22 protein-coding genes are annotated in these 26,734 nt (G+C 66.1%); 4 read left to right on the forward strand and 18 right to left on the reverse strand.

The window, feature by feature from the left end:
* The first annotated feature begins 155 nt into the window (after positions 1 to 155).
* Positions 156 to 1,232 carry a patatin-like phospholipase family protein gene (locus tag BMX85_RS21725; protein ID WP_090323592.1) on the forward strand — a complete coding sequence of 359 codons (1,077 nt, stop codon included), beginning with the start codon at positions 156 to 158 and terminating at the stop codon, positions 1,230 to 1,232.
* A gap of 147 nt (positions 1,233 to 1,379) precedes the next feature.
* Positions 1,380 to 1,559 (forward strand): hypothetical protein, encoded by a 180-nt coding sequence (locus tag BMX85_RS21730; protein ID WP_177196846.1) that lies wholly within the window; start codon positions 1,380 to 1,382, stop codon positions 1,557 to 1,559.
* An 11-nt stretch (positions 1,560 to 1,570) separates the two neighbouring features.
* Here BMX85_RS21730 and waaA read toward each other — a convergent pair whose 3' ends face one another.
* The 9 genes from waaA to rfbB all read right to left on the reverse strand — a co-directional run bounded on the left by waaA (position 1,571) and on the right by rfbB (position 10,538).
* Complete coding sequence (gene waaA / locus BMX85_RS21735; RefSeq protein WP_090323598.1) at positions 1,571 to 2,878, reverse strand: lipid IV(A) 3-deoxy-D-manno-octulosonic acid transferase; 1,308 nt, start codon at positions 2,876 to 2,878, stop codon at positions 1,571 to 1,573.
* Positions 2,879 to 2,883: 5 nt separating this feature from the next.
* A complete protein-coding gene (waaC, locus tag BMX85_RS21740; RefSeq protein WP_090323601.1) occupies positions 2,884 to 3,891 on the reverse strand; it encodes a lipopolysaccharide heptosyltransferase I in 1,008 nt (335 codons plus the stop codon).
* Positions 3,892 to 3,894: 3 nt separating this feature from the next.
* A complete protein-coding gene (locus BMX85_RS21745; protein WP_090323603.1) occupies positions 3,895 to 5,277 on the reverse strand; it encodes a phosphomannomutase/phosphoglucomutase in 1,383 nt (460 codons plus the stop codon).
* A gap of 177 nt (positions 5,278 to 5,454) precedes the next feature.
* Positions 5,455 to 5,775: an H-NS histone family protein gene (locus BMX85_RS21750; protein WP_090323605.1), complete on the reverse strand. Its 321-nt coding sequence runs from the start codon at positions 5,773 to 5,775 to the stop codon at positions 5,455 to 5,457.
* A 67-nt stretch (positions 5,776 to 5,842) separates the two neighbouring features.
* Positions 5,843 to 6,937: a glycosyltransferase family 4 protein gene (locus BMX85_RS21755; RefSeq protein WP_090323607.1), complete on the reverse strand. Its 1,095-nt coding sequence runs from the start codon at positions 6,935 to 6,937 to the stop codon at positions 5,843 to 5,845.
* A 226-nt stretch (positions 6,938 to 7,163) separates the two neighbouring features.
* Entirely contained in the window at positions 7,164 to 8,021 is an 858-nt protein-coding gene (gene rfbD / locus BMX85_RS21760) for a dTDP-4-dehydrorhamnose reductase (RefSeq protein WP_090323610.1), read from the reverse strand.
* Positions 8,018 to 8,563: a dTDP-4-dehydrorhamnose 3,5-epimerase gene (gene rfbC, locus BMX85_RS21765; protein WP_090323612.1), complete on the reverse strand. Its 546-nt coding sequence runs from the start codon at positions 8,561 to 8,563 to the stop codon at positions 8,018 to 8,020. Before rfbC ends, rfbD begins: the two co-directional genes overlap by 4 nt.
* A complete protein-coding gene (gene rfbA / locus BMX85_RS21770) occupies positions 8,560 to 9,468 on the reverse strand; it encodes a glucose-1-phosphate thymidylyltransferase RfbA (protein WP_229210611.1) in 909 nt (302 codons plus the stop codon). Before rfbA ends, rfbC begins: the two co-directional genes overlap by 4 nt.
* Entirely contained in the window at positions 9,465 to 10,538 is a 1,074-nt protein-coding gene (gene rfbB / locus BMX85_RS21775) for a dTDP-glucose 4,6-dehydratase (RefSeq protein ID WP_090323618.1), read from the reverse strand. Before rfbB ends, rfbA begins: the two co-directional genes overlap by 4 nt.
* Positions 10,539 to 10,678: 140 nt before the next feature.
* On the opposite strand from rfbB, the gene BMX85_RS21780 reads away from it, so the two are divergent.
* A complete protein-coding gene (locus tag BMX85_RS21780; protein WP_090323621.1) occupies positions 10,679 to 11,548 on the forward strand; it encodes a symmetrical bis(5'-nucleosyl)-tetraphosphatase in 870 nt (289 codons plus the stop codon).
* A 98-nt stretch (positions 11,549 to 11,646) separates the two neighbouring features.
* On the opposite strand, the gene BMX85_RS21785 is transcribed toward BMX85_RS21780, so the two are convergent.
* Genes BMX85_RS21785 through BMX85_RS21810 form a run of 6 tightly spaced genes read right to left on the reverse strand, consistent with a single transcriptional unit; the run spans position 11,647 to position 16,258 of the window.
* Positions 11,647 to 12,393, reverse strand: a complete 747-nt coding sequence (locus BMX85_RS21785; RefSeq protein WP_090323624.1) for a lysophospholipid acyltransferase family protein — start codon at positions 12,391 to 12,393, stop codon at positions 11,647 to 11,649.
* 16 nt (positions 12,394 to 12,409) lie between these two features.
* Positions 12,410 to 13,735: a dihydroorotase gene (locus BMX85_RS21790; protein WP_090323627.1), complete on the reverse strand. Its 1,326-nt coding sequence runs from the start codon at positions 13,733 to 13,735 to the stop codon at positions 12,410 to 12,412.
* A gap of 8 nt (positions 13,736 to 13,743) precedes the next feature.
* Positions 13,744 to 14,709 carry an aspartate carbamoyltransferase catalytic subunit gene (locus tag BMX85_RS21795; protein WP_090323630.1) on the reverse strand — a complete coding sequence of 322 codons (966 nt, stop codon included), beginning with the start codon at positions 14,707 to 14,709 and terminating at the stop codon, positions 13,744 to 13,746.
* A gap of 19 nt (positions 14,710 to 14,728) precedes the next feature.
* On the reverse strand, positions 14,729 to 15,244 hold the full coding sequence (gene pyrR / locus BMX85_RS21800; protein WP_090323633.1) for a bifunctional pyr operon transcriptional regulator/uracil phosphoribosyltransferase PyrR: 516 nt from the start codon (positions 15,242 to 15,244) through the stop codon (positions 14,729 to 14,731).
* A gap of 9 nt (positions 15,245 to 15,253) precedes the next feature.
* The gene (ruvX, locus tag BMX85_RS21805; protein ID WP_090323636.1) at positions 15,254 to 15,640 is read right to left on the reverse strand and encodes a Holliday junction resolvase RuvX; all 387 of its coding nucleotides are present in this window, start codon (positions 15,638 to 15,640) and stop codon (positions 15,254 to 15,256) included.
* A 12-nt stretch (positions 15,641 to 15,652) separates the two neighbouring features.
* The gene (locus BMX85_RS21810) at positions 15,653 to 16,258 is read right to left on the reverse strand and encodes a YqgE/AlgH family protein (protein ID WP_373923994.1); all 606 of its coding nucleotides are present in this window, start codon (positions 16,256 to 16,258) and stop codon (positions 15,653 to 15,655) included.
* A gap of 261 nt (positions 16,259 to 16,519) precedes the next feature.
* On the opposite strand from BMX85_RS21810, the gene BMX85_RS21815 reads away from it, so the two are divergent.
* On the forward strand, positions 16,520 to 17,965 hold the full coding sequence (locus tag BMX85_RS21815) for a cryptochrome/photolyase family protein (RefSeq protein ID WP_090323641.1): 1,446 nt from the start codon (positions 16,520 to 16,522) through the stop codon (positions 17,963 to 17,965).
* Between the two features lie 6 nt (positions 17,966 to 17,971).
* Here the strand turns inward: BMX85_RS21815 and BMX85_RS21820 are convergent, their stop codons facing one another.
* The 3 genes from BMX85_RS21820 to BMX85_RS21830 all read right to left on the reverse strand — a co-directional run bounded on the left by BMX85_RS21820 (position 17,972) and on the right by BMX85_RS21830 (position 26,734).
* Entirely contained in the window at positions 17,972 to 23,713 is a 5,742-nt protein-coding gene (locus tag BMX85_RS21820; RefSeq protein ID WP_090323644.1) for a hybrid sensor histidine kinase/response regulator, read from the reverse strand.
* A gap of 38 nt (positions 23,714 to 23,751) precedes the next feature.
* Positions 23,752 to 26,070, reverse strand: a complete 2,319-nt coding sequence (locus tag BMX85_RS21825; RefSeq protein ID WP_090323646.1) for a methyl-accepting chemotaxis protein — start codon at positions 26,068 to 26,070, stop codon at positions 23,752 to 23,754.
* Positions 26,071 to 26,155: 85 nt separating this feature from the next.
* Complete coding sequence (locus BMX85_RS21830; RefSeq protein ID WP_090323649.1) at positions 26,156 to 26,734, reverse strand: chemotaxis protein CheW; 579 nt, start codon at positions 26,732 to 26,734, stop codon at positions 26,156 to 26,158.

Here is a 26,734-nt window from a genome sequence, read left to right on the forward strand (position 1 = left end):
CTTCCCTCTTACTGCTGAGTTCGCCATAGCCTGTCACTATCATATTGCACCGCACAATTTAATTGCCGTACGGAATTATCTGTGATATTTTGTCTCATGTTTGATTTGATTCGAATCAAGTAACGGCAAATTGTGTCACTAAAAACGGGGGTTATATGGGTCAGGCAGGTGCAACCAAGAAGATGGGTTTGGTACTGGGTGGTGGTGCGCCAAATTCACCATTGATAGCGGGTGCGCTGGCTGCATTCCTCGACCAGGAGGTTGAGTTCGACGTGATTTCCGCCTCGGGCGCGGGTGTGTTGATGGGGCTGCTCTACACCGCGCCGCTGGAGGGTTCGCCGCGCGAGGCGCTCAAGCGCTGGGCCGACACCGGCGTGGCCGACACCATCTACAAAATGATGCCTGTTAACTACAAGCTTTTCCATAAGCCGGGCAAGGAAGCGGACGCCTTCCGGGGCGTGTTCTCGCCCCATGCCGGCAATTCGGTGTTTCCGGGCCTGCAAAAAGTCATGGGTGGTTCGGTGCCATGGGCCGACTGGACCCAGTTGATGATGTCGACCATGTCGCCGTCGAGCCTGTCGTCGAAAAGCCTCGGTTTGTGCGCCCACGCGCCGTTCCTGGAAGGCACGATCGACTTCTCGGCCATCTCGACGATGAAGCCGGAGTTCTACATCAACGCCTACAACCTGAACCAGCACAGCATGAAGATCTGGGACAAGCGCGAAATCCAGGTCGAACACGTGCGCGCCGCGCTGTCGTTCCCGTTCCTGTACGCGCCGACCACGATCGACGGCGAGGACTACATCGAAGGCGCGGCGCTGGAGACGTTGAATTTCGACCCGTTCATCGAGGGCAAGGGCGAGCACGTGGATACGGACGTGCTGGTGGTGCTCGACATCCTGGGCGACGAACGCCTGCTGCGCAAGCCGCGCGACCTGTACGATTCGTGGGTCGGTTCGATGATCACGCCGCTGGTCAACATTTCGAAGCAGCAGTTGCGTTTGTTCGAGCTGGAGCACAACACCGACCACCAAACCGGCGAGCCGAAGCGCCACATGCTCAAGCTGGAATTGATGGCCGCCGTGCCGGATCAGCACATTCCGTACACGATGGACTGGTCGTCGTCGAATATGCAGTTGTTGTTCGATGTCGGCTACAAGGCCGCGACGCGCTTCTGCCGTCAGAACGCGGACGTGTTGCGCTTCGCGGAAGATACGGAGATGGCTGCTTAAGCACGCGCGGTCGGCGGCCCATGGCGGATTACGGCGTGCCGCCTGATCCGCCCTGTAAGATTCGCATTCATTGCTCAAATTCAATCGGATCGGGGTGCGGCAACGGCCGGTCTACAATGATTCGACCACTATTTTTAGGAGGCGATCATGAGCGAAAACGCACCCGTCAATCCCGGCGACGAAGCGGCTCCGGGCACGCCCGGCACCGGCGACGACGTCTGTCCGATCTGCCATGGCACCGGCCGCGTCCTCGACGAGGACGACACCATCCCGTGCAGCAACTGCGGCGGCAGCGGCATCATCACCGAGGGGATCGGCGGCGGATAGGGGCCGCCGGATCAGCGTTTGAGGAGCGGCGCCAACAACGCCAACGTGCGGCGGGTGGCGCCCCGGTACTGGTTGGCGAACGCCAGCGCGCCCCGCCCCATCGAGGCGCGCGCCGCGTCGTCGCGCAACAGCGTGGCGGCGGCGGTCACCAGCGCTGCGGCGTCGGCCACGCGCTGCGCGCCGCCGGCGGCCAGCGCATCCTCGGTCGACTCGGCGAAATTGAAGGTATGCGGCCCGATCAGCACCGGCTTGCCCAGGGCCGCCGGCTCGATCAAATTCTGCCCGCCCAGCGGCAGGAGGCTGCCGCCGACGAACGCGCAGTCGCACGCCGCGTAATAGGCGAACATCTCGCCCATCGAATCACCCAGCAACACGTCGATGTAAGCGGGAATCGACGCTTCGGCCGCGCCGTCCAGCGCCAGCGCGCTGCGCCGCTGCACATTCAGTCCGGCCTCGCCCACCATCTTCGCCACCTCGTCGAAGCGCTGCGGATGGCGCGGCACGATCAACAGCAAAACGTTTGCTGGCAGCTCGGAGCGCCCTTCGCGCACCGCCTGCAGTATCGACGCCTCCTCGCCCTCGCGCGTGCTGGCGAACAGCAGCACCGGACGCGCGCCGATGGCCTTGCGCAGCGCCGCGCCGGTGGCCAGCGCCGTCTCCGGCACCACCACGTCGAACTTGATGCTGCCGGTGACCTCCACCCGCTTGACGCCGAGCGAGCGCACGCGCTGGGCGTCGGCCTCGGTTTGCGCGGCGACCAGCGAGATGCCGTGCGCCGCGTCCAATATCAGCGAACCGAGACGCCCGGCCTTGCGCAGCGAGCGCTCGGACAGGCGGGCGTTGGCCAACACCACCGGCACGCCGCGCGCGCCGCAGGTGGCGATCAGGTTCGGCCAGACCTCGGTCTCCATCAGGATGCAGACCGCCGGCTTGAAATGCTTGATGAAGCGACCCACCATGGTGCCGGTGTCGTACGGCAGATACGACTGCACCAGCCGCGCGCCATGTTTGGCGAACAGCGACTTGCCGGTGGCGCGCCCGGTCGGCGTCATGTGGGTCAGCACGATGCGGCCGTTCGGATACTCGGCCAGCAGCGCGTCGATCAACGGTTCGGCGGCGCGGGTTTCGCCGACGGACACCGCGTGCACCCACAGCACCGGGGATGCGGACGAAGACGAGGACGTGGTCGAGGCGTCGTAAAACCCCAGCCGCTCGCCCCAGTGCTCGCGATAGCCGGGCTCCTTGCGGCCGCGCAGCCACAAACGCGCCAGCACCAGCGGCATGGCCAGCCACCACATCACGGAATAGAAAATACGCATGGAACTCAGCCCAGCAAACTTTTGGCCGCGGCCAGCACTTCGGACACGGAAGGCGGCGCGCCGCGATCACCCAGATTGATGATGCGCGGCGACCAGTTGCCCTCGGTCTTCCAGCGCGGCGAATCGGCGTAGATTTCCACCGTCGGCCGCACGAAGGCCGCGGCGATGTGCGTCAAGCCGGTGTCGACGCCGATCACCAGGCCCGCATGGCGCGCCAGCAGCATGGCGTCGGCCATCGACAGCTTGGGCAGCACGCGCGCGTTAGGCAAATTGGCCGCCAGGTGCTCGGCCTCGGCCTGCTCCTTCGGCGAGCCCCAGGGCAGCAAAATCGGCATCGGCGCCAGCTCGCGTCCCAGGGCGATCCAGTTCTGCGGCGCCCATTTCTTCGGATCGCGCGCGGTGCCGTGGAAGTACACCACATAGGGTTCGGCCGGCATCCAGGCCGGGCGCGGCTCGTCGGCCGACACCTCCGGCAGGCCGAAATCGGCCGGCGTGTCGACCTGGTAGCCCAGCGCGGCGGCGGCCACCAGGCGGCCGCGCGCCACCGCGTGCGTGCGCGGATCGGTCGGAATGCTCAGGTTATGGAAGATGCGGGAGACGCCCTCGTAGCCCGAGCCCTCGCTGCCGTTGGCCAGGCCGACCTTGCGGCCGCCCTCGGCTACCCGCGCGGCGCCCATGATGATGCCGGTCTTGAGCAGCCCCTGGGTGTCGAACACGTAGTCGTAGCGCTGCTGGCGCAGGGTGCGGAAGAAGGCCTTGATCTCGGCCCGCGTCTCCGGCTTGCCCAGGCTTTTGCGCCAGCGCCGCAGCGCGAACGGAATGATGGTGCGCACGCGGGCGTTGAGCCGCACCAGGCTGACGTAACCCTCCTCCACCACCCAATCGATGTTCGCATCGGGGAAGCGGCGGGCGATGTCGGCCACCATCGGCAGGTTGTGCAGCACGTCCCCCAGCGAGGAGACGCGCACCAGCAAGATGTTGAGCGGCTTGCCAACGCCCGTGCGCGGGGACATCGCTTAGAAAGGCAGTTCCGCGTCCGGCTTGGCGGCCAGGATCACGCTTTTGAACTGGCCCTGGATGCGCGCCAGCGCTTCCGGCGTCTCCGCTTCGAAGCGCATCACGATCACCGGCGTGGTGTTGGACGAACGCGCCAGGCCGAAGCCGTCCTCGTATTCCACGCGCAGGCCGTCGATGGTGATGATCTGCACATTGCCCGGGAATTCCGCGTCCGCGCGCAGCTTGTCCATGACGATGACGTTCTCGCCTTCGCTCAGGTGCAGGTGCAGCTCGGGGGTGCTGTCCGACTGCGGCAGGGCATTGAGCAGCGCCGACGGATCGGCTTCGCGGGTCAGGATTTCCAGCAGGCGCGCGCCCGAGTACAGGCCGTCGTCGAAACCGTACCAGCGGTCCTTGAAGAAGATATGGCCGCTCATTTCGCCGCCCAGCGGGGCGCCGGTTTCGCGCAGCTTGGCCTTCACCAGCGAGTGGCCGGTCTTGTACATCAGCGGCACGCCGCCGCTTTTGGCGATGTACGGCGCCAGGTGGCGCGTGCATTTGACGTCGTACAGGATCTGCGCGCCCGGATGGCGGGTCAGCACGTCGGCCGCGAACAGCATCATCTGGCGGTCCGGATAAATGATCTGGCCATCCTTGGTCACCACGCCCAGGCGGTCGCCGTCGCCGTCGAAGGCGATGCCGATTTCGGCGTCGGTCTCCCGCAGCGCGCGGATCAGGTCCTGCAGGTTTTCCGGGTGCGCCGGGTCCGGGTGGTGGTTGGGGAAATTGCCGTCCACTTCGCAGAACAGCTCCACCACTTCGCAGCCCATGCCGCGATACAGGTCGCCGGCGAAGGCGCCGGCAACGCCGTTGCCGCAATCGACGGCGATCTTGATCGGACGCGCCAGTTTGACGTCGCCGATGATGCGCTCGAGGTACTGGGCGCGGATGTCGTGGGTGCTGTATGCGCCCTTGGCGGCGGCGGACGAACCGTCATGGTCGACGATGCGCTGGTACAGCGAGGTGATGGCCTCGCCGTGGATCGCTTCGCCGGCCAGCACCATCTTGAAGCCGTTGTAGTCCGGCGGATTGTGGCTGCCGGTGACCATGATGCCCGACGCCGCGCGCAGCACGTTGGTGCCGAAATAGACCATCGGCGTGGCCACCACACCCAGATCGATGACGTCGACGCCGGCCAGTTGCAGGCCCTCGGCCAGCGCCGCCGCCAGCGACGGTCCGGACAGGCGGCCGTCGCGGCCGATCACCACCCTGGTCTCGCCCTTGGCCAGCGCGGCCTGGCCGAACGCCTGCCCGATCGAACGCGCGACGCCGGCATCCAGGGTTTTATCGATGATGCCGCGAATGTCGTAAGCTTTGAAGATCGTTTTGGATAAGGAGACCATATTGGATTGTGATATGCGTGCCGGAGCGATGCAGTGGCGTAGCGGACTGCCTTGCCGGATGGACGCGGATTAGGGAAAAAGGGTGCCGCCCGCGTGGTGGCGGGACACAACATCATAGTGTAAGTGCGATGCCGGCGGCAGGCAAGCCCCCGCCCGCCCGTCACGGGGATAAAACGCTTAAACTTTCAGGCCGGCGATGTCTTTGCCGGCGTCCAGCCATTCCTTGACCCATTTCGGCTGGCGGCCGCGGCCGGTCCACTGCTGGGATTCGTCGGCCGGGTTGCGGTAGCGCGGCGCCACCGAACCGGTTTTCTTGCCGCCGCGGGCGGTGCTGACGCCGCCGACCAGCTCCTTGAGCGGCATGCCGACGCTTTGCGCGATCGCCAATATTTGTTCGCGGGCCTTGGCCAGATCCTGACCCTCGCGCTGTTTCAATTCGCGTTTCACTTGCTCTTGCAGATTACGCAAATCCGCGGAAGACATATTCGACAGGTCCATTTGGCTTTCCTTTAAAGTGATGACAATATAAAGCGCTGCGCGAATATATTACCTCAATCCGGAAAAATCACAATTTCTTATGGCGTATCATCCAGCGCGGCGCCTTAAAGCGGACAATGCGCACGTAAATCCAGATGTAACTGCTGATAAACAAAATACAGAACACCATTAATACCCAGGTGTGGCGCCAGAATACCGTGGCCGGTATCACCGCCATCAGCGAAAACATCCATAAATACGGCGACGTCAGCGAATTGCGGCGGATTAGCGCGCGCGCTTCTTTACGGCCGACCGCCCATTGCACGATGCGGCGGAAGATCAGGCTATGCAGGTGGATACCGTCGGGCATGGCGGGAGACTTGCCACGGACGAACATTCGTCGATAAACGGAAAACAAGGTTTCAAACGTCGGATAAATTAATAACAACGCGGCGTACCAGGTAGAAACTTGAGGATTGCGCATTACCAGCAACAACGCCAACTCGCCCAACATAAAGCCGATGAAATACGCGCCGCCGTCGCCCAGGAATATCATGCCGACCGGATAATTCCAGATCAGGAAACCGGCGGTGGCGCCCGCCACCATCAGCGCCGCGATCAGCACGAACATATCATTGACCTGCAAGGCCACATAGCCGAGCGAGAGCAGCATGCAAATACAGACCACGCTGGCCAGGCCGTTAAAACCATCGATGATGTTGACGGCGTTGGCCACGCCGGCCACCGCCAGGACCGTCAGCGGCAGGGTGATCCACACATATTGGATCGGCCAGGCGGCGAACGGAAAATCGATGCGGTCGATGCGGGCGTCGAGCAGCAGGTAGCCCAGCGCGGCGGCGGCCATGGTCAGCAACAAGCGGCGCGTGGCGCTGACGCGGCCCGTGTAATCCTCGACGATGCCGCCGACGAAGGCGATCGACGCGCACGCCAGCAGCGAAAACAACCAATTGCCCATCGACGGCACGCGCCAAACCGAAATGGCGGAACTGAGCGCGACCGACAAAAAGATCGACAAGCCGCCTATCCGGGCGACCTGGTGCGCGTGCACTTTCTGGACGCCGAGGAAGTCCGAATCCAGCGCCGGCCCGTGCAATCTTGATTCTTTGATGACCAGCAGGGTGAGGAGCGCGGAAGCGACAAAGCTCAGTAAAAAGGAAAACATATTTTATCTATACAAAATTACCGGATGCGCTTGGGATAGCCTTCGTCCGCCGGGTTATCGGCACGCTAACCCGCGATTGTACCGGATTGGCCGCGGTAATCCTGAATTGATAACGGGGAATCGCCTCGCGGCGGAGCGGCCGGCTTTTGTCTATGCGCCGGCATCATAACAGCAGAAAAGTGGTCGGGCGGAAATGCTTACCAATCGATACAAATGGCGGCCGCGCTCACTCCATGCACAGGCGCAGCGCCGCTTTCCAGTCCGGCAGATGGCAAAAGCGCGTCATCAGCAATTGCGACGACATCACCGAGTATTGCGGCCGCCTGGCCGGCGTCGGGTACTCGGCGCTGGCGATCGGCAGCACGCGGCATTCGAGCCCGGCGGCCTCGACGATCGCCTGGGTGAACTCGAACCACGTGGTGCGGCCCTGCGCGCTCAAATGATAAACGCCGCTGTTGCGGGTCCACCAGTCGGCGCCGCCGGCGCGCGCCTGCGACAATACCAGCGCCGAAGTGTCGGCGATGGTGCGGCTCCACGTCGGCGCGCCGTGCTGGTCGGCCACCACCCGCAACTCGTCGCGCTCCCTGGCCAGGCGCAGCATGGTGAGCAGGAAGTTCTTGCCGCGCATGCCATAGACCCAGCTGGTGCGGAAGATCAGGTGCGGAATGCCGGCCGCGATGATGGCTTGCTCGCCGGCCAGCTTGCTGGCGCCGTAGACATTGAGCGGCCCGGTGGCGTCGCCCTCCACCCGCGCCGACGGGTCGCTGCCGTCGAACACGTAGTCGGTCGAGTAATGCACCATCGCCGCGCCCAGCAGCGCGGCCTCGCGCGCCATCAGCGCCGGCGCCTCGGCGTTGACCCGGTGCGCCAGCGCCGGCTCGCCCTCGGCCTTGTCGACCGCCGTGTAGGCGGCCGGATTGACGATCAGTCCCGGCTTGACCTGGCGGATCACGTCGCGCACCTGGTCCAGATCGGACAGGTCCATGACTTGCCGGTCCACCGCCACCACCTCGCCCACGCCCTGCAGGCTGCGCGCCAGCTCGTAGCCGACCTGGCCGGTGCTGCCGGTCAGCAAAATCTTCACGCGAACACCTCGGCGGCGGCCAGCGGCAGCGCGGCCTGGTCCTTGGGCGACAAGGTCGGCGTCACGTCCAGCGGCCAGCCGATGCCGATCGCCGCATCGTTCCACAGGATGGCGCGCTCGTGCTCGGGCGCCCAGTAGTCGGTGGTTTTATAGAGGAACTCGGCGTGCTCGCTGGTGACCACGAAGCCGTGCGCGAAGCCGGCCGGTATCCACATCTGGCGCATGTTTTCCGCGCTCAGTTCGACGCCGTACCACTGGCCGAACGTCGCCGAGCCCTTGCGGATGTCGACGGCGACGTCGAACACCGCCCCGGCCGTCACGCGCACCAGCTTGCCCTGCGGCTGCTGGATCTGGTAATGCAGCCCGCGCAGCACGCCACGGCGCGAGCGCGAGTGGTTGTCCTGCACGAACTCGGCGGCCACGCCGGTGGCCGCGGCGAACTGGCGCGCGTTGTAGCTCTCGTAGAAGAAGCCGCGCTCGTCGCCGAACACGCGCGGTTCGAGCACCAGCAACCCTTCGAGCGGCGTAGTGACAACCTTCATCGTGGCACGACCTTGTCTTCCAGGATCTGCAGCAGATACTGGCCATAATTGTTCTTCTTGAGCGGCTCGGCCAGCTTGCGCAGCTGGGCCGCATCGATATAACCCTTGCGATAGGCGATTTCCTCCGGACACGCCACCTTCAGCCCCTGGCGTTTCTCGATGGTGGCGATGAACTGGCCCGCCTCCAGCAGCGACTCGTGGGTGCCGGTGTCGAGCCAGGCCATGCCGCGCCCCATGACTTCGACGTTGAGCTGCTGTTTCTCGAGGTAGACGCGGTTGACGTCGGTGATCTCGAGCTCGCCGCGCGCCGACGGCTTGATGCCGGCGGCGATGTCGCACACCTGGTTATCGTAGAAATACAGGCCGGTGACCGCGTAATTGGACTTGGGCTGCTTGGGTTTTTCCTCGATCGACACGGCCTGGCGGCCGCCGTCGAATTCGACCACGCCGTAGCGCTCCGGGTCTTGCACGTGGTAGGCGAACACGGTGGCGCCGCTGGCCTGCTCGCTGGCGTGGTTGAGCAGCGCGTCGAGATCGTTGCCGTAATAGATGTTATCGCCCAGGATCAGCGCCGATGGCGCATCGCCGACGAATTCCCTGCCGATGATGAAGGCTTGCGCCAGGCCGTCCGGCGACGGCTGCACCGCGTAGCTGATGTGGATGCCCCACTGGCTGCCGTCGCCCAGCAGGTCCTGGAAGCGCGGCGTGTCCTGCGGCGTCGAGATCAGCAGGATCTCGGTCATGCCGGCGAGCATCAGCACCGTCAGCGGATGGTAGATCATCGGCTTGTCGTAGATCGGCAGCAGCTGTTTCGACACGCTCATCGTCACCGGATACAGGCGGGTGCCGGAGCCGCCGGCCAGGATGATGCCCTTGCGGCGGTTCTCGTGGGTGGTGCCCATCATGATTGGCCTTCGCGATTAAAGTAGTTGGTTTCCACCCATTTGGCGTAGCCGCCCGACTGCACGTCGTCGACCCATGCCTGGTGGTCCAGATACCACTGCACCGTCTTGGCGATGCCGGTCTGGAAGGTCTCGGCCGGCTTCCAGCCCAGTTCGCGCTCGAGCTTGCGGGCGTCGATGGCGTAGCGGCGGTCGTGGCCGGGACGGTCCTTGACGTAGGTGATCTGGTCCCGGTAGCTGGCGCCGTCCGCCTTCGGCCGCAGCCGGTCGAGCATGTCGCACAGGGTGTGCACCACGTCCAGGTTGGCCATCTCGTTCCAGCCGCCGACGTTGTAGGTCTCGCCCAGGCGGCCGCCGTCGAGCACGCGGCGGATCGCGGCGCAATGGTCGCTCACGTACAGCCAGTCGCGCACCTGCTGGCCGTCGCCGTAGATCGGCAGCGGCTTGCCCGCCTGCGCGTTGGCGATGATCAGCGGGATCAGTTTTTCCGGGAAATGATACGGACCGTAATTGTTCGAGCAGTTGGTGGTCAGCGTCGGCAAGCCGTAGGTATGATGATAGGAACGCACCAGATGGTCGGACGCGGCCTTCGACGCCGAGTACGGGCTGTTCGGGGCGAACGCGGTGGTCTCGCTGAACGGCGCGTCGTCCGGGCCGAGCGTGCCGTAGACCTCGTCGGTTGACACGTGCAGGAAGCGGAACGCCGCCTTTTCCGAGTCCGGCAGCGCCGACCAGTAGGCGCGCGTGGCTTCGAGCAGGCTGAAGGTGCCGTTGATGTTCGTGTTGATGAATTCGCCGGGGCCGAGGATCGAGCGGTCGACATGGCTTTCGGCCGCGAAGTGCACCACGGCGCGCGGCTGGTGCAGTTCGAACAATGCCAGCACCTGGGCCTGGTCGCAGATGTCGCCGCGCACGAAGATGTGGCGCGGGTCGCTTTTCAGCGACGCCAGGTTGTTCAGATTGCCGGCATAGGTCAGCTTGTCGTAATTGACCACCGGCTCGTCGGACTGCGCCAACCAGTCGATGACAAAGTTTGAACCGATGAACCCGGCACCACCTGTAACAAAAATCATTTAGTATCCCGCAGCAAGAGTCAAAACAGTCGTAAGAGTGATTTTATGTGAAACTGCGCTGCCTACGGGCAAAAATCAACATTCGCACTCTGATTTCAGGGTAATTCAGATTCCAAAGCAACGAACCAGAGAGCTTCCATATGAAAACCTATGTAATCGGGGATTTACAAGGCTGTCACGAGCAGGCCTTGTCCATGCTCGACCGCATACGCGCGCACGCGGCCGAGGTCGGCGTGGCCGAGCCCGCCATCCTGTTCGCGGGCGACTTGATCAACCGTGGCCCGGATTCGCTGGCCACCCTGCGCCACGTGCGCAAGCTGTGCATGGCCAGCGGCGGCCTCATCGACAGCGTGCTGGGCAACCACGACCTGCACCTGCTGGCCGTGGCCTACGGCATCCGCGCCGAGCACAAGTCCGACACCTTGGCCGACATCCTGCACGCGCCCGACCGCGACGAGCTGATCGACTGGGTGCGGCGCCGTCCGCTGGCGATCCGGGTGCAGGGCCACGTGCTGGTGCACGCCGGCCTGTTGCCGCAGTGGAGCGCCGACCAGGCCATCGCGCTGGCCGGCGAGGTGCAGGACATGCTGCGCGGCCCGGACGACAGCTTCGCCGAGTTCCTGGCCGAGATGTATGGCAACCTGCCCGACCGATGGTCGGACGGGCTGCGCGGCGCCGACCGGCTGCGCTGCATCATCAACGCCATGACGCGGCTGCGCTTTTGCAGCGCCGACGGCGTGATGGATTTCAAGATGAAGGAAAGCGGCACGGCCGAGGAAGGCTCGGGCCTGATGCCGTGGTTCGAGGTGCCGGGGCGGCGCACGGCGCGCGACACGGTGGTGTTCGGGCACTGGTCGGCGCTGGGGCTGACGTTGAAGCCCAACCTGATCGGCCTCGACAGTGGCTGCGTGTGGGGCGGGCAGTTGTCGGCGGTGTGTCTGGAGGACCGCAGCCTGCTGCAGGTGCAATGCCCGCAGTTCCAGGAGCCGAGCGACAAGAAGAAAGCCTGATGGGTCGCGGCGATCTGCAGGGCGGGTCAGGCGCAACGCCGATTACGCCGCGCTAATCCGCCCTGCTTGTCCGTGGCCCGGCATGCTTCACCGTGCCCTCAATGCGGCGCCGCCGTCACGCCCAGCGCGGCGGCCACCGCCTGGTGCGTCACCTCGGCCAGTTCGCGGCGGTGCGCGCCGATGGTGTCGATCGGCGCCAGCACCATCAACTTCGCCAGCACCGGCGGGCCGTCGAGGATGGCGATGATGCTCTCGGCGAAGGTCATGTCGCCGATGAAATCGACCGACGGATGCCGCGCGCCCGTCGGATCGACGTACGACAAGGCCACCGGCTGCACCGGCACCCTGGCGTCGATCGCCGCCTCGAACAGGTTGGCGTGGAACGGCAGCAGGTTGCCCTGCGACGAGGTGGTGCCTTCGGGGAAGAACGCCACGCGCTCGCCGCGCTCCAGCGTCGTCACCAGCCCCTTGAAGATATGCCGCAGATCGCGCCGGTTGCCGCGCGAAATGAAGACGGTGCCGGCCTTCTCCGCCAGCCAGCCGGCCAGCGGCCACGAGCGGATTTCCGCCTTGGCGACGAAATGGCTGGGGTGCAGGCTGTGGACGACGAAGATGTCCAGCCACGACACGTGGTTGGCCACCACCACCGCCCGCTCCAGCATCGGCGCTGCCGCCTGCTGCTCGACCTCGACGTTGCACATCTTCAGCAACCGGGTCGACCAGCGGCGGATGTGCGCGTTACGCTTGTGCTGGCTAATCCACGGGAACACCGTGGCGCAGATTCCCATCCCCGACAGCACGTGCAACATCACCCGCGTCAGGCGGAAGATCATTGAAATTTTCATCCAGAAAATCAGCCGCTCAGCCGCGTTGGTAGGCGACGTGGCCGGCCACGATGGTGGTTTGCACCTGCCCGGTCAGGTTGTAGCCGATGAACGGCGTGTGCTTGCCCTGGCTGGCCAGCGCCGACGCTTCGACGGTCCAGGTCGCCTGCGGATCGAAGATGCAGACGTCGGCCACCGCGCCGACCGACAAGGTGCCGGCGGCCAGGCCGGCCACGCGGGCGGCGTCGGCCGTGATGCGCGAAATGGCCCGCGCCAGCGGACGCGGGGCGGCTTTGCCGGCGCCGTGGTGCTGGCCGGCGGCATAGTCGTCGGCCCATTTCAAGGTCAGCGACAGCAGCAGCTCGAGCCCGGTGGCGCCGGGCGAGGCTTCGCCGAACGGCAACAGTTTCTCGTCGTCGTCGACCGGCGTGTGGTCCGAGCACAGCGCGTCGATGGTGCCGTCGAGCAGGCCGAGGCGGATGGCGTCGCGGTCGCGCTGGCTGCGCAGCGGCGGCGTCAGGCGCGCGTTGGAGTCGAAGAAGCCGATGTCGGCGTCGGTCATGTGCACGTGGTGGGCGCCGACGTCGCAGGTGACCGGCAAGCCTTCCTTCTTGGCCTGGCGCACCAGCTCGAGGCCGGCGGCCGACGACAGGCGGCACAGGTGCACGCGGGCGCCGCTCGAGCGCATCAATTCGAAGATGGTGTGCAGCGCGATGGTTTCCGACATCACCGGCACGCCCGACAGGCCCAGGCGCGACGCCAGCGGCCCGCTGGCGGCGATGCCGCCACGGCCGATGTGCGCGTCCTGCGGGCGCAGCCAGACCGTGTAGTTGAAGGTTTTGGCGTACTGCATGGCGCGCAGCAGCACGTTGGTGTCCTCGATCGGTTCTTCCGCCTGCGCGAAGCCGATGCAGCCCGCTTCGGTCAGTTCGGCCATCTCGGTCAGCGCCTTGCCCTTGAGGCCGACGGTCAGCGCGCCCAGCGGGTGCACGTGGGCCTGGTTCAAGGTCTTGGCGCGGTACTTGAGCATTTCCACCAGGCCCGGCTCGTCGAGCACGGGATCGGTGTCCGGCGGGCAGATCAGGCTGGTCACGCCACCCTGCATCGCCGCCTGCATTTCCGATTCCAGCGTGGCCTTGTATTCGTAGCCCGGCTCGCGCAAGCGCGCCGACAGGTCGACCAGGCCGGGCGAAACGATCAGGCCGGCGGCGTCGATGGTGTGGTCGGCGGTGAAGCCGGCCGGGGCCGCGCCCACCGCCAGCACCTTGCCGTCGGCGATGTACAGGTCGTGCTTGGCGTCGATGCCGTTGGCCGGGTCGACCAGGTGGCCGTTCTTGATATGGAGAGTTTTATTCGAGTTCATTCCTGCTTTCATCCTTGCGTTCCCGCCACAATGCTCATCACCGCCATCCGTACCGCGATGCCGAACGTCACCTGCGGCAAAATCACCGCCTGCGGACCGTCCGCCACCGCCGAATCGATTTCCACGCCGCGGTTCATCGGCCCCGGGTGCATGACGATCGCGTCCGGCTTGGCCAGCGCCAGGCGCTCCGGCGTCAGGCCGTAGCTCTTGAAGTATTCCTGCGCCGACGGCAGCAGCGCGCCGCTCATGCGCTCGTTTTGCAGGCGCAGCATGATGATCACGTCGACGCCCTTCAAGCCCTCTTCCATGTTGGTGAAGGTGCGCACGCCCATCTGCTCCAGGCCGCCCGGCAGCAGCGTGTGCGGGCCGATCGCGCGCACTTCCGGCACGCCCAAGGTGGTCAGCGCGTGGATGTCCGAGCGCGCCACGCGGCTGTGCAGGATGTCGCCGACGATGGCCACCGTCAGGTTGGTGAAGTCCTTCTTGTAGTGGCGGATCGTGTACATGTCCAGCAGGCCCTGGGTCGGGTGCGCGTGGCGGCCGTCGCCGGCGTTGACCACGTGCACGTGCGACTGCCTGGTGTCGTGCAGGTGCTTGGCGATCAGGTACGGCGCGCCCGACTGCGCGTGGCGCACCACGAACATGTCGGCGTGCATGGCCGACAGGTTGTCGATTGTGTCGAGCAGCGATTCGCCCTTGCTGGCCGACGAGGCCTGGATGTTCAGGTTGATGACGTCGGCCGACAACCGCTTGGAGGCGATCTCGAAGGTGGTGCGGGTGCGCGTCGAGTTCTCGAAGAACAGATTGAACACCGACTTGCCGCGCATCAGCGGCACTTTCTTGACGTCGCGGTCCGAGATGCCGACGAACGACGAGGCGGTGTCCAGGATGTGATTGAGGATGGACTTGGGCAGTCCCTCGATCGACAGCAGGTGCTGGAGTTCGCCGTTTTTATTCAGTTGCGGATTGAGCATGGTGGTGGGGGTCGTGATGTTATGCGTGGTCTAGGGTAAGCGTGAATTGTCCATCGTCGGCGCGCTTGAGCACCAGCGCCTGCCCCGGCGGCACGGCCACGTGCGCGGCGACGAAATCGGCGGCCACCGGCAACTGGCGCTCGCTGCGGTCGACCAGCGCGGCGAGCATGATGCGCGCCGGGCGGCCGTAGTCGAACAGCTCGTTGATCGCGGCGCGCGTGGTGCGGCCCGTGTAGAGCACGTCGTCGACCAGCAGGATGTTGGCGGCGGCGACGTCGAAGCAGATGTTGGTCGGCTTGACCTCGGCCGGCAAGCCCTTCTTGGCGTAATCGTCGCGGTAGAACGAGACGTCGAGCACGCCGCAGCGGGCCGACAGGCCGAGGTCGGCCGCGAGGCGTTCGGCGATCCAGGCGCCGCCGGAGTGGATGCCGACGATGGCGACGTCGGACACGCCTTCCAGGCCGGCCTTGACGTCGGCCAGCAGGGCCGCGTACAGCGTCTCGGCATCGAGTTGGTGGGGGTTCAGTGTGGACATGGTGGTTCGCTAGGTTGCGTCGAAATATTGTTGCAGGATGATGGCGGCGGCGCGGTCGTCGATGACCTCGCCGCGCCTGGCGGAAATGACCGCCGACGAATAGCGCTCGTCGACCAGCTCGACCGGCAGGTTGAAGCGGCCGTGCAGCTGGTTGGCGAACTTGCGCGCGCGCGCCGTCATGTCGTGCTCGGCGCCATCGGGATGCATCGGCAGGCCGACCACCAGGCGGGCGGGTTTCCATTCGTCGAGCAAGGCGCCGATGGCGGCAAAGCGCGTGGCGTTGTCGATGGCGGCGATGACTTTGACTGGCTGGGCCTGGCGAATCATCGTGTTACCCATGGCCACGCCGATCCGTTTGACGCCGAAATCGAAAGCGAAGATGGTGTCGACGCTCACGGTTGACCGAACTCACGCATGGCCGGCCTCGGACGTGAGCATCAGCGGATCGATGCCCAGCAGGCGCATGGCGGCCGTGTAGCGTTCCTCGATGGGCAGGTTGAACAGGATGTCGGGATCGGCGCCGACGGTGAGCCAGCCATTGCGGCCGATCTCCTCCTCCAGCTGGCCCGGGCTCCAGCCCGAGTAGCCGATCGACACCAGCATTTGCGGCGGGCCCTCGCCGGCGGCGACGGCCTCGAGCACGTCGATCGACGTCGTGAAGGCGATATCCTTGGTCACCGTCAGCGACGACGAGTAGCGCTGGCCCGGCGTGTGCAGCACGAAGCCGCGGTCGTCCTGCACCGGGCCGCCGAACATGATGGGCTCGTCCACGTGGGATTCCAGGCCCGGGCCCTCCTCCAGCTTTAAGTCTATGCGTTCGAACAACACTTGCATGGTCATATCGGTCGGTTTGTTGATCACCACGCCCAACACGCCGTTTTCGTTGTGCTCGCAGACATATACGACGGTGCCGCCAAAGACCGGGTCTTGCATGGAAGGCATTGCAATTAGGAAATGATTAGCCAGGTTCAAGGATGGGGTGCCGCCGGTGCCGATGGGGCCCAGTTCGTCCATCTCCTCCCGGGATTCTCCCTTGCTCAGGGCCGATACAGGTAGAGTTTTGCCGATTTTGCTCTTCTTCATACGCGTTGCTCTCTCTGTGCTGGGTGCGTGATCTTACCGTGCCGCCGCTGGGTCCTGCACTAGTTCCCTCGCCTTGTCCTGGACAAATGCTGTAACATCGCGCCGCTAGCAGCTGTCCCTCTCACCGATAGTTTACACTGAATTGAGGGTGCGGCCATGATTGCGTTCCCCCACGAGATTGACACAGACCGAATGAAACTGAAATCGTCCCTGGTATGGCTGCGCCGCGATTTGCGCGTGTTCGACCATGTCGCCCTGAATCAGGCGCTGCAGGACAGCGCCGCCGTGCATTGTGTTTTTGTCTACGATACGACCATCCTGGACGCCCTGCCGCGCCGCGACCGCCGCGTCGACTTCATCCATGCCAGCCTGGCCGAGGTGGCCGACGAGCTGCGCCAGCTGGGCGGCCACCTGATCGTGCGCCATGCCGATCCGGTCACCGACATCCCGGCGCTGGCGGCCGAACTGGGCGTCGACGCCGTGTTTTGCAACCACGATTACGAACCGCAAGCGATCGCCCGCGACGCCGCCGTGGCCGGGGCGCTGGAAGCGGCCGGCCGCCGGTTCTTCAGCTACAAGGACCAGGTGATCTTTGAAAAAAGCGAAGTGCTGTCGCAAACCGGCGGCGTGTTCTCGGTATTCACGCCCTACAAGAACGCCTGGCTGAAAAAGATGACGGCCGATCCGTCGGTGCTGGCGCCATACCACATCGGACCGCACGCGGCGCGGCTGGCGCCGCCGCCCTCGCCCGCGCCGGCGCTGCCGACCCTGGCCGAGTTGGGCTTCGAGCCGAGTAATCTGGCCGAGCTCGCTATTCCGACCGGCATGTCCGGCGCGGCGGCGCTGTTCGACGATTTCCTGCCGCGCATCGCCGACTACAAGACGGCGCGCGACTATCCGGCGGTCAAGGGGCCGTCGTACCTGTCGCTGCATTTCCGCTTCGGCACCCTGTCGGTGCGCCATCTGGTGCGCACGGTGGTGGACCTGATGGCGCGCGGCGCCGGCGGCGAAGGCGCGCCGGTCTGGCTGGCCGAACTGATCTGGCGCGAGTTCTACGCGATGATCCTGTTCCACAATCCGCACGTGGTCGGCGGCGCTTACAAGCCGGCCTACGACGCCATTCAATGGGAGACGGGACCGGAGGCGGATGCATTGTTCGCCGCCTGGTGCGAAGGCCGCACCGGCTATCCGCTGGTGGACGCGGCGATGGCCCAGCTGAACCAGACCGGCTATATGCACAACCGCCTGCGCATGGTGACGGCCTGCTTCCTGATCAAGGACCTGGGCATCGACTGGCGGCGCGGCGAGGCGTATTTCGCGCTGCAGCTGAACGACTTCGACCTGGCGTCGAACAACGGCGGCTGGCAATGGGCGTCGTCGTCGGGCTGCGACGCGCAGCCGTACTTCCGGATTTTCAATCCGATCACGCAATCGGAGAAATTCGACGGCGCCGGTAAATTCATCCGGCGCTATCTGCCGCAGTTGAAAGACCTCGGTGACAAGGAAATCCACGCACCATGGCAAACCCCGCGCATGCCGCCGCTCGATTATCCGGCACCGGTCGTGATGCACGACGAAGCGCGCAAACGCACGTTGGAGCGCTACGAGGTGGTGAAGAAACCCGCGCAGCCGGAATAAGCGCGGTTATTTCAATAAGCCGCTGATCGCTTCCAGCAGCACCGGCTCCTGGAACGGCTTGCCGAAATACGCGTTCACGCCCAGCTGCAAGGCGTAATTGCGGTGCTTGTCGGCGCTGCGCGACGTGATCATGATGATCGGAATCTCCCTGGTCCGGTCGTCGCCGCGCACGTTGCGTGTCAGGTCGAAGCCGTCCATGCGCGGCATCTCGATATCGACCAGCATCAAATCCGGCGTCATGTCCTGCAGCTGCTCGAGCGCGTCCACGCCATCCTTGGCCAGCAGGACGTTGTAGCCTTCGCGCTCCAGCAAGCGCTGGGTCACGCGCCGCACCGTCATCGAATCATCGACCACCATGATGGAGCGCGCGCCCGGACGCGCCGGCGCCGCCGGATTGGCCGCCTGCGCATACCGCCGCCGCGCCTCCGGCTGATGCGCCAGATGCTGCACCAGCGCCACCGGATTCAGAATCAGCACGATATCGCCCGTCCCCAGCACCGTCGCCCCGGCGATGCCCGCCATGCGCGACAACTGCGGACCGATGTTCTTGATGACCACCTCGCGGTTGCCCAGTACCTCGTCGACCTGCACCGCCAGCCGCTCGTTGCCGTTCTTGAGCATCATCACCGGCGCCGACCGCTGCGACGGCGGCGGCGCATCCGCCTCGCCCAGCAAGGCGGGCAGGTAATGCAGCGCCGCCTGGTGCCCCTGGATCGGCACGAAGCCGCTGTGATGCGCGTCGGCCAGCGCCGCGTCCTTCATCTGCAGCACCTGTTCGACCAGGATCGACGGGAAGGCGTAGGTCTTGCCGCCGGCGTCGAGCAGCACGACCTGGGTGACGGCCAGGGTCAACGGCAGGTGGATGGTGAAGCGCGTACCCTTGCCCCGCTCGGAGAACAGGTCGACGCGCCCGCCCAGCGCTTGCGCCTCCGACTGCACGATGTCCATGCCGACGCCGCGCCCCGACAGCTCGGTCAGCGATTCGGCGGTGGAGAAGCCCGGCTCGAAAATCAGGTCGGCGATCTGCGCGTCGGTGACCTCGTCCCCCTCGTGCAGCAGGCCGCTGCCGATCGCCTTGGCGCGGATGCGGTCCAGATCGAGGCCGGCGCCGTCGTCGGAAAATTCGATGACAACCTCGTTGCCCTGCTGCGTGACCTGCACCAGCAGCTCGCCGGTCTCGCTCTTGCCGGCTTCGGCCCGGGCGGCGCGCGACTCCACGCCGTGGGCGATGGCGTTGCGCAGCAGGTGTTCGAACGGCGCGGCCATGCGCTCCAACACGCTGCGGTCGATCTCCACGGCGCTGCCGCGAATGTCCAGGTTGACGCGCTTGTCCACTTCCTTGGCGCTTTGACGGGCCACGCGGAACAGCCGCTCCGAGATGCTGGCGAAGGGCACCATGCGCACCCGCATCAGGTCACGCTGCAGGTCGCGCGTCAGGCGCGCTTGCAGCACCAGATCGTTGCCGGCGGCGTCGACGCCACGGGTCAAGCTTTCATGGAACGAGGCGACGTCGTTGACGCTTTCCGCCATCATGCGGGTCAGCTCCTGCAGGCGGGTGAAGCGGTCGAATTCGAGCGGGTCGAATTCGCGCTCGCTCGACACCGACATGCGCGAGGCGATCTGCGATTCGGCCTGCATTTCCACCTCGCGCAGTTGGCGGCGCAGGCGGGTCAGGTTCTCCGAGAAGTCCAGCAGCGACGAGCGCAAGGTGGCCACTTCGTTCTCCAGCTTGGAGCGCGAGATCGATACCTCGCCGGCCTGGTTGACCAGCCGGTCCAGGATGTCGGCGCGCACGCGCACCAGCGGCGATTTGGCGCCGGCCGGCGGCTCCTCGCCCGGCGGTATCGCCGACGCAGCGGTGGCCACGTCGTCCGCGGCCGCGATGTCGGCGCCGGGCGCCGCATCGCCACCCGCCGTCGCCGGGGTGCCGGCCTGCATGCTGTCGATATCGGCGGCAAGGCCTGCCACACCCGCCTCGGCCGGGACGGACTTGAGCGCGTCCGGATGCTGCAACTGCTCGAACAGCAGCAAGGCGTGGTCGTAGTGCGCGAGCAGCTCGTCGAACGCCTGCGGCGTGGCGAAGCCGGCGTGCACCATGTTTTCGATATGGGTTTCGATTTCATGCGCGTGCTGGCCCAGGCGCATCGCGCCGGCCATGCGCGCGCTGCCCTTGACGGTGTGCAGAAGGCGCAGCAGGCCTTGCGCGTGGGACGTGTCGGCGGGATTATGCTGCCAGGCGCGCAACGCTTCGCCCACTTGCGGCAGCAGGTCGGCGCCTTCTTCGACGAAGACCGGCAGCAGGTCGGCGTCCAGCTCGTCGTTGAAGAGCGCGGGGGCGGCGGCCAGAATTTCCGGCTCGGCCGGGGCCAGTTCGATGATCTCGGCGTCCGGCGTGGCGGCGGGTTCCGGTTCGGATTCCGCCTCGGGTTCGGGTTCCGGTGCCGGTTCCGGCTCGGGTTCCGGCTCGGCTTCCGGCTCGGGTTCGGGTTCGGCTTCCGGCTCGGGTTCGTGTTCCGGCTCGGGTTCCGCTTCCGGCCCGGGCGCCACTTCCGGCTGCGGCTCCGGCTCCATTTCCGGTTCCGACGGCGCGGCGATGTTCAGGGGCGGCTCGGCAAAGGCGTCGTCAAAGGCCGCGTTGAACAGGTCATCGATGCTGTCATCGGCGCGCGCTTCTATCTTTTTCGGCTCCGGCGCGGACGCGGGGACTTCCGATTCCGGCACGCTCCCGCTCAGCACTTCGTAGGCGTCCCTGAACAAACGGTCCAGCGGCGTGTCCTCCGCCTCCGGCTCCGTCGACTGCGGCGGCGAGGCGATGTTCTCCATCGTCTCCGCCACCAGATCGTCCAGGCGCGCTTCGATATCCCGGCCGGCGCCGGGTGGCGTGGCGGCCAGTTCCTCGCTCAACTGCTGCAAGGCGGTGACCAGTTCCGGCTGCGCGGCCGGCATCCCACCCTGCGCAAAACTTTGCAGCATCTGGCGGATGCGCTCTATCGCGAAGTCCAGCAGGTCGTGCTGCGCCTGATCCAGATGCGGAGCGGGGGGCAGCAGCGATTCCAGCGTGGCCTCCAGCGCCAGCGCCACTTCGCGCAACACCTTGAAGCCGACCGTGCCCGACGTGCCGGCCAGCGTGTGGGACGCCTGCAACGCCTCGGGATTGACCGGCCGGCGCGGCTCATGGCGCCACTCGCCGAAGTCCTGCTGCAGCAGGCGAACCAGTTCGTCCGTTTCGTGCAGATAGATGTTGTACAACGGCAGGGGGATGGCCAGCTCGCCGATATGCTTGACGTTGTCGTCGCGCGGCGCCAGCGGCGGCGCGACGGTGGGGAACTCGATGACGTTGCCGGTGGTGGACGGCGCCGCAGGTGGCGTTGACGGCTCGGCGACCGGCACCGGTTCGGTGGCCGGCGGCGGCTCGGCGACCTCGGATGCCTCGATCGCCACAGGCGCCTCGGTCGCCTCCGGCGCCGCAGCCGCGTCTTCGATGAAGAATTCGCCGCCCTCCTGAACACGCAGGGCGGCGGCCGTCAAAGCGTCGGCGTTGCGTGCCGACACGCCTGCGGACGCCAGCTCCCCGACCCATGCACCCAGCTCCCGCGCGGCGGCGGCCAGCAACTCGAACAGCGCATCGGACAAAGGCCGCTCCTCGGCCAGCCAGGTGTTCATCACGCGCTCGACCGCATGCGCGGCGTCGGCGAACTGGTTCAGCCCCACCATCCGTCCGCTGCCCTTGAGCGTATGGAAGGAGCGGCGCAACATGATCAGCGACTGCTCGCCGCCGAATGCCGAACGCGGCTTGCCCAGCGTTTCATCGACAAAGTCCAGCACCTCGCGCGCCTCGGCGATGAAGATCTCCAGCAGTTCGGCCTCCACCGCCGCGTCGCTGGCGGCGGGCGGCGGCGCTTCGGCCGGCATCGACGCCGGCGCGGGCGCCATCACCTCCTGATCCAGCACAGGTATCGACTCCGATTCCGCCATCTTCTTGAACGGCACCGAACGGAAGGTCCCCTGCTGCGCATCGAAGGTAAAACGCTGGCGCGCGCCGGCCGCGTTTTGCGCCAGCATATCGACAAAAAAGCCCAGCGCGCCGACATTCTGCGCGATGTCGTCGAGCGTCTTCGCCTGCAGCGCCGGATCGCCGCCGCCGGCAGCCAGCGCCTGCACCGACGCCTTGACGTGCAGCGCCGCCTTCATCGCGTCTTCCTGATCGAGCATCGCCAGCGCGCCCTGCAGCTGGTGCAGCACCGGATCGAGTTCGGCCAGCGCCGCGCGCTTGGACGGATCGATGTAGTACTCGTCGAGCACCTTCTCCACCTGGCGCAAGCCGGTCTTCATTTCCAGCGCCAGCGCGATCGCGGTGTCGTCCTGCCGCATCTGCCGCGCCAAACCGTTTTGCCACTGCGCCGGCTCCGGCGGCGTATCGCCGGAGACCAGCGCCAGCAAGCGCGCGCCGATCGTATCGGCGTTCGCCGCGAAGTCGGTCGGCAGGTGGCGGATCTGTTCCAGGCCATGCTCGGCGAACAGCAGCGCGGTGGCCATTTCCAGCGCCAGCTCCTCGCTGCGGCCGGCCGCGACGGCGGTGCGGGCCACCTCGGCCAACTGGCGCATCAGCGCGCCGAGGGCCGGCATATTCAACTTGTCGCATTCGCCCGCCACATCGGCCAGCGCGGTGTCGAAGGCGACATCCAGACCCGGATCGATTTCCGCGTCGGCCAGCCTGTCCCAACTGGCCTTGGCCTGCGCCATGCCGGTCTTGGCGCGTTCCAGCGCCTCGCTGTCGATCTGGCCATAGCGGCGGGTCTCGTAGTCGTCCGGCGCGAGGCCGTCGAGCGCGAAGGCGGCGCGCATGGTTCTCGCCGTCGGCGATTCGGTGCCGGCGCCGGCCGCCGCGATGAAGAACAGCGCGTCGCGCAGCATCGTGTCCGGCTGGGCGACGGTGCCCTGGCTGAGACGGCGGATTTGCAGATTGATCAACCCGAACAGCTGTTTCACATACAGGCTGCCGGCCAGCTCGCCGTCGGCCACCAGCTCGGCGAAGCCCTGCATCGCCAGCCAGAAGGTGCGGGCCTTGGCGTCGCGCTGGGCGTCGGCGACCAGCTTCACGGCGTCGAGCAGCGCGGCGGCGTGTTGCCGCTGTTGCCCCGGCTCGGTGCTTTTCATGTAAGGCAGCAGCGCGCGTTCGAAACGCTGTCGGTAGGCCGTGTAGTCGGCCACGGCGTCGGCCACGGCGTCGGCCGGCGCGTCGGCGCCCTCGCCGCCTTCGGCGAAGTCGGGGGCCGGCGCCGCGGACAGATCGGGGAAGAACAAATCGGCCGGGTGTATGCGGTCGGCGCCTATCATCTCCTGCACCGCGCGGTAGTAAGGGAAAAGCCTGGCCGGCTGCGACGGCGCGCCCTCCAGCAGCTCCTCCAGATACTCGACCAGCGCCTGGTACAACTGCGAGACCGCCTCCACATGATCGGTGCTGCACTTGACCGTGCCGGCCTTGAAGCGGTCAAGCGCCGCCTCGGCCAGCTGCGTCATCTGGCTCACACCGTCGATGTCGACCATCTGCAACGCGCCGTGGGCCTGGTGCAGATGCGATTTCGCATGCTGCAGCTGCGTCGCCTGATCTTCCGCCGCCCTGCCGCCCGCCTCGACCAGCGCGGTCCTGGAGCGCGCCAGCGATTCGCGGATCTCGACCATCACCCAGGACAGCGGTCCGGTATCCAGTTGCGGTTGCGGCGGTGTCGAAAAATCAGTTGTGGTCATGCTTGCCTAGGCCTTTCAATGAGGTGCGCAGCGTGCGTTCAGGACGCGATACGGAATCGCGCCACCGAGTTTTTCAATTCCTGCGCCAGCACGGACAGTTTATGGATCGATTGCGCGGTTTGCTGCGTGCCGTCCTGCGTCTGCTCGGTCACCGTGAGGATGTGCTGGATGTTGTGCGCCACGCCGTTGGCCGATGTCGCCTGCTGGCCGGTGGCGAGCGAAATGCCGGAAATGAGCTCGGCCAGCCGGTTCGACACCTGCGAGATGTCGTTCAGCGCCGCGCCGGCCGCGTCGGACAAACGCGCGCCTTCGACCACGCCCTGGGTCGACTTTTCCATCGCCGCCACCGCGTCGTGGGTGTCCGTCTGGATGGTGCGCACCAGCGCGCCGATCTGCTTGGCCGCTTCGGCCGAGCGCTCCGCCAGCCGCTGCACCTCCTCCGCCACGACCGAGAAGCCGCGCCCCGCCTCGCCGGCCGACGCGGCCTGGATCGCCGCGTTCAGCGCCAGCACGTTGGTCTGTTCGGTGATGTCGGAAATGAGCTCGGTGATCTCGCCGATCTCCTGCGACGATTCACCCAGCCGCTTGATGCGCTTGGAGGTGTCCTGGATCTGCTCGCGGATCTCGTGCATGCCCTTGATGGCGTTTTCCACCGCCGTCGACCCTTGCTGCGCCGCCGCCACCGACTGGCGCGCGACGTCGGCCGATTCGCTGGCCGAGCGCGACACGTCGGTGATCTCGTTGGCCATCTTGGCCACGGTGGCGCTGGCGTCCTGGATCTCGCGCGACTGCCGCTGCGACGCCTGCAGCAGATTGCTGGCGATCGTTTGCGCGTGCGTCGACGCCTTGGTCACCTGTTCGGCGGTCGCGGTCACCCGCCCCACCAGCCCGCGCAATTCTTCGACCGTGTAGTTGACCGAGTCGGCGATCGCGCCGGTGATGTCCTCGGACACGGTGGCTTGCACCGTCAGGTCGCCGTCGGCCACTTCCTGCAGCTCGTTCATCAGGCGCAGGATCGCCGCCTGGTTCTGGTCGTTCATGGCCTTGGCTTCCTCCTCCTTGCGCTGCGATTGCTGGCGCATCGCCTCCGCCTCCCGGCGGCGGCGGTCGGCGCCGCGCGTGCGGTTGTGGGAATCCATCAGCAGCACGCGGCCGATGGCCGCCGCTATGATCAGCGTGAGCAAACCGCCGGCCACCATCAGCCAGAACGTCGGCCCGAGCGAGTCCTGGTCTTCGCGGTAGGCCTGCTGCAGCACCGACAGTCGTTGGCGCAAGGCCTCGTTGTCATTGAAGATCAGCTGCTCGGCGGTTTTCGCGGCGCTGAATTTATCCAGCTTGTTGAGGATCGCCGTCACCAGCTTTTGATATTCCTCGAAGTCGCCTTTGAGCGCGGTGAACTTCTCGCGCAGGTCCGCGTCGCGCACGGCGGCGATGCCCAGCGGCGCGCTGCCGTTGAGGAAACCGTCGACCGTGTTGCGGAACACGGTCGTGTCGCGCCCCAGCTGGAACGCCGTCTCCGAGCTGATGCCGCCGGCCGTGAGGAACTCGCTGGCGCCACGGCTCATGCGCTGGGTCAGCATCGACAACCCGCCCAGGGCCGCCAGCTCGCGCCCCGTACCGCCGCGCTGCAGCTTGATGGCGGTGATTTCCTCGGTGCGCGCCAGCAGGTCCGGCGACATCGTGTTGAGTTTTTGCAGCGTCTTGTCGACGCCGCTCAAGTCGCCCTTGAGCGTCAGGATGGTGTCGGCGGCGATGTCGGTGGCGCTCCACTGTTTGCTCGCCGCCACCACCACCGGCGCCAGGTCGGCGCGCGGTTCGCCGATTTCGCGCCCCTGATAGGTGCCGCCGCGCGTCATCAGCCGGATGTCGTTATTGAGTTCCTTGCGGCTTTCCTCCAGCTGGCGGAAGCCTTCGGCGCTACCCTGCACCGCGTTCGGCGCCGCTTTGCCGATGCGCTGGGAATGCATCAACGCGTCGCTGGCGACCTGGGTTTGGGCCGAGCGGTTGGCGCTGTGGATGGTGTTGAGCGCGACGAACACCGCGCTCGCGCCAAGGCTCACGGCCAGCGCCGTCGACAAAATACTCAGTTGGCGCTGCGCGGGCAGATGGCCGATCAGCGGCAGTTTGAAGCCGGCCGCGGTTTCGGCGGGCGCCACGCGGGTGCCGAGACGGCCCAGCGCATCGCGCAGGCGCAGCGGCGCGCCGCCGTCGGTGGCGGCATCGGCGGCGGCGTTTTCGGTTGCGGCGGCGGCATGCATGAACTGCGAATCGCCGGCCTCGCCGAATTCCGAATTCGCTGTCAGGTCCTGGTCGGCATTCCGGTTGCCATTCGAAAAACTACCCATCTTGAAAGCCATTCCACCCTCTCCGGATTAAATTATGCGACCGGCGGTGCGGCCCGCCCCTGCCAGTTTGGTCCCCATCACCCGCAGTGTACGTGCATCAGTAGCCCACCTGCAGAAAAGCGGGCTCGCGCACCAGCTGCGCCAGGTCGATCCGGGTCCAGCTTCGGCCCTCGGCGTCGTCGAATTGGTGGCCGCACCACGCCGGCGCGCCGTCGGCGGGCGGCGCCGCTTGCATGTCCGCCAGCTTGCGCAGCCCCAGCACGCGCCCGGCCAGCAGCGCGCAGTTAAAGCCCAATCCCGGCGCGAAGGTGATGAAGCGGCGCTCCGACACCGTGGTGTCGTCGGCGCCGTCGCCCTGCCACTGGTAGCGCGCCAGGTCGATAACCCCGGTCAGGTTGCCGCGTATATTGGCCAGGCCTTGATACCAGTCGCGCGTCAACGGCACCGGCGTCACCGGCTGCGGCGGCACGATCTCGCCGATCTGCGTCAGGTCCAGCAGGCACGGACGGCCGCCGATCAGCACACCCAATTCGCGCCCGCCGACGTTGGCCCCGGTCTTGGCGGCCTGCATGCGCTCGAGCAGTTGCACCTGATACTGGCGCAGGCGGCTGCGGCGTTCCGTGCCGGCCGGCGCGGCGGCGCCGTCGGCGGCGCTGTCTGGCGCGCGGTTGTCCAT

The sequence above is a fragment of the Duganella sp. CF517 genome, from assembly GCF_900110275.1.
Classification (GTDB): Bacteria; Pseudomonadota; Gammaproteobacteria; order Burkholderiales; family Burkholderiaceae_D; genus Rugamonas.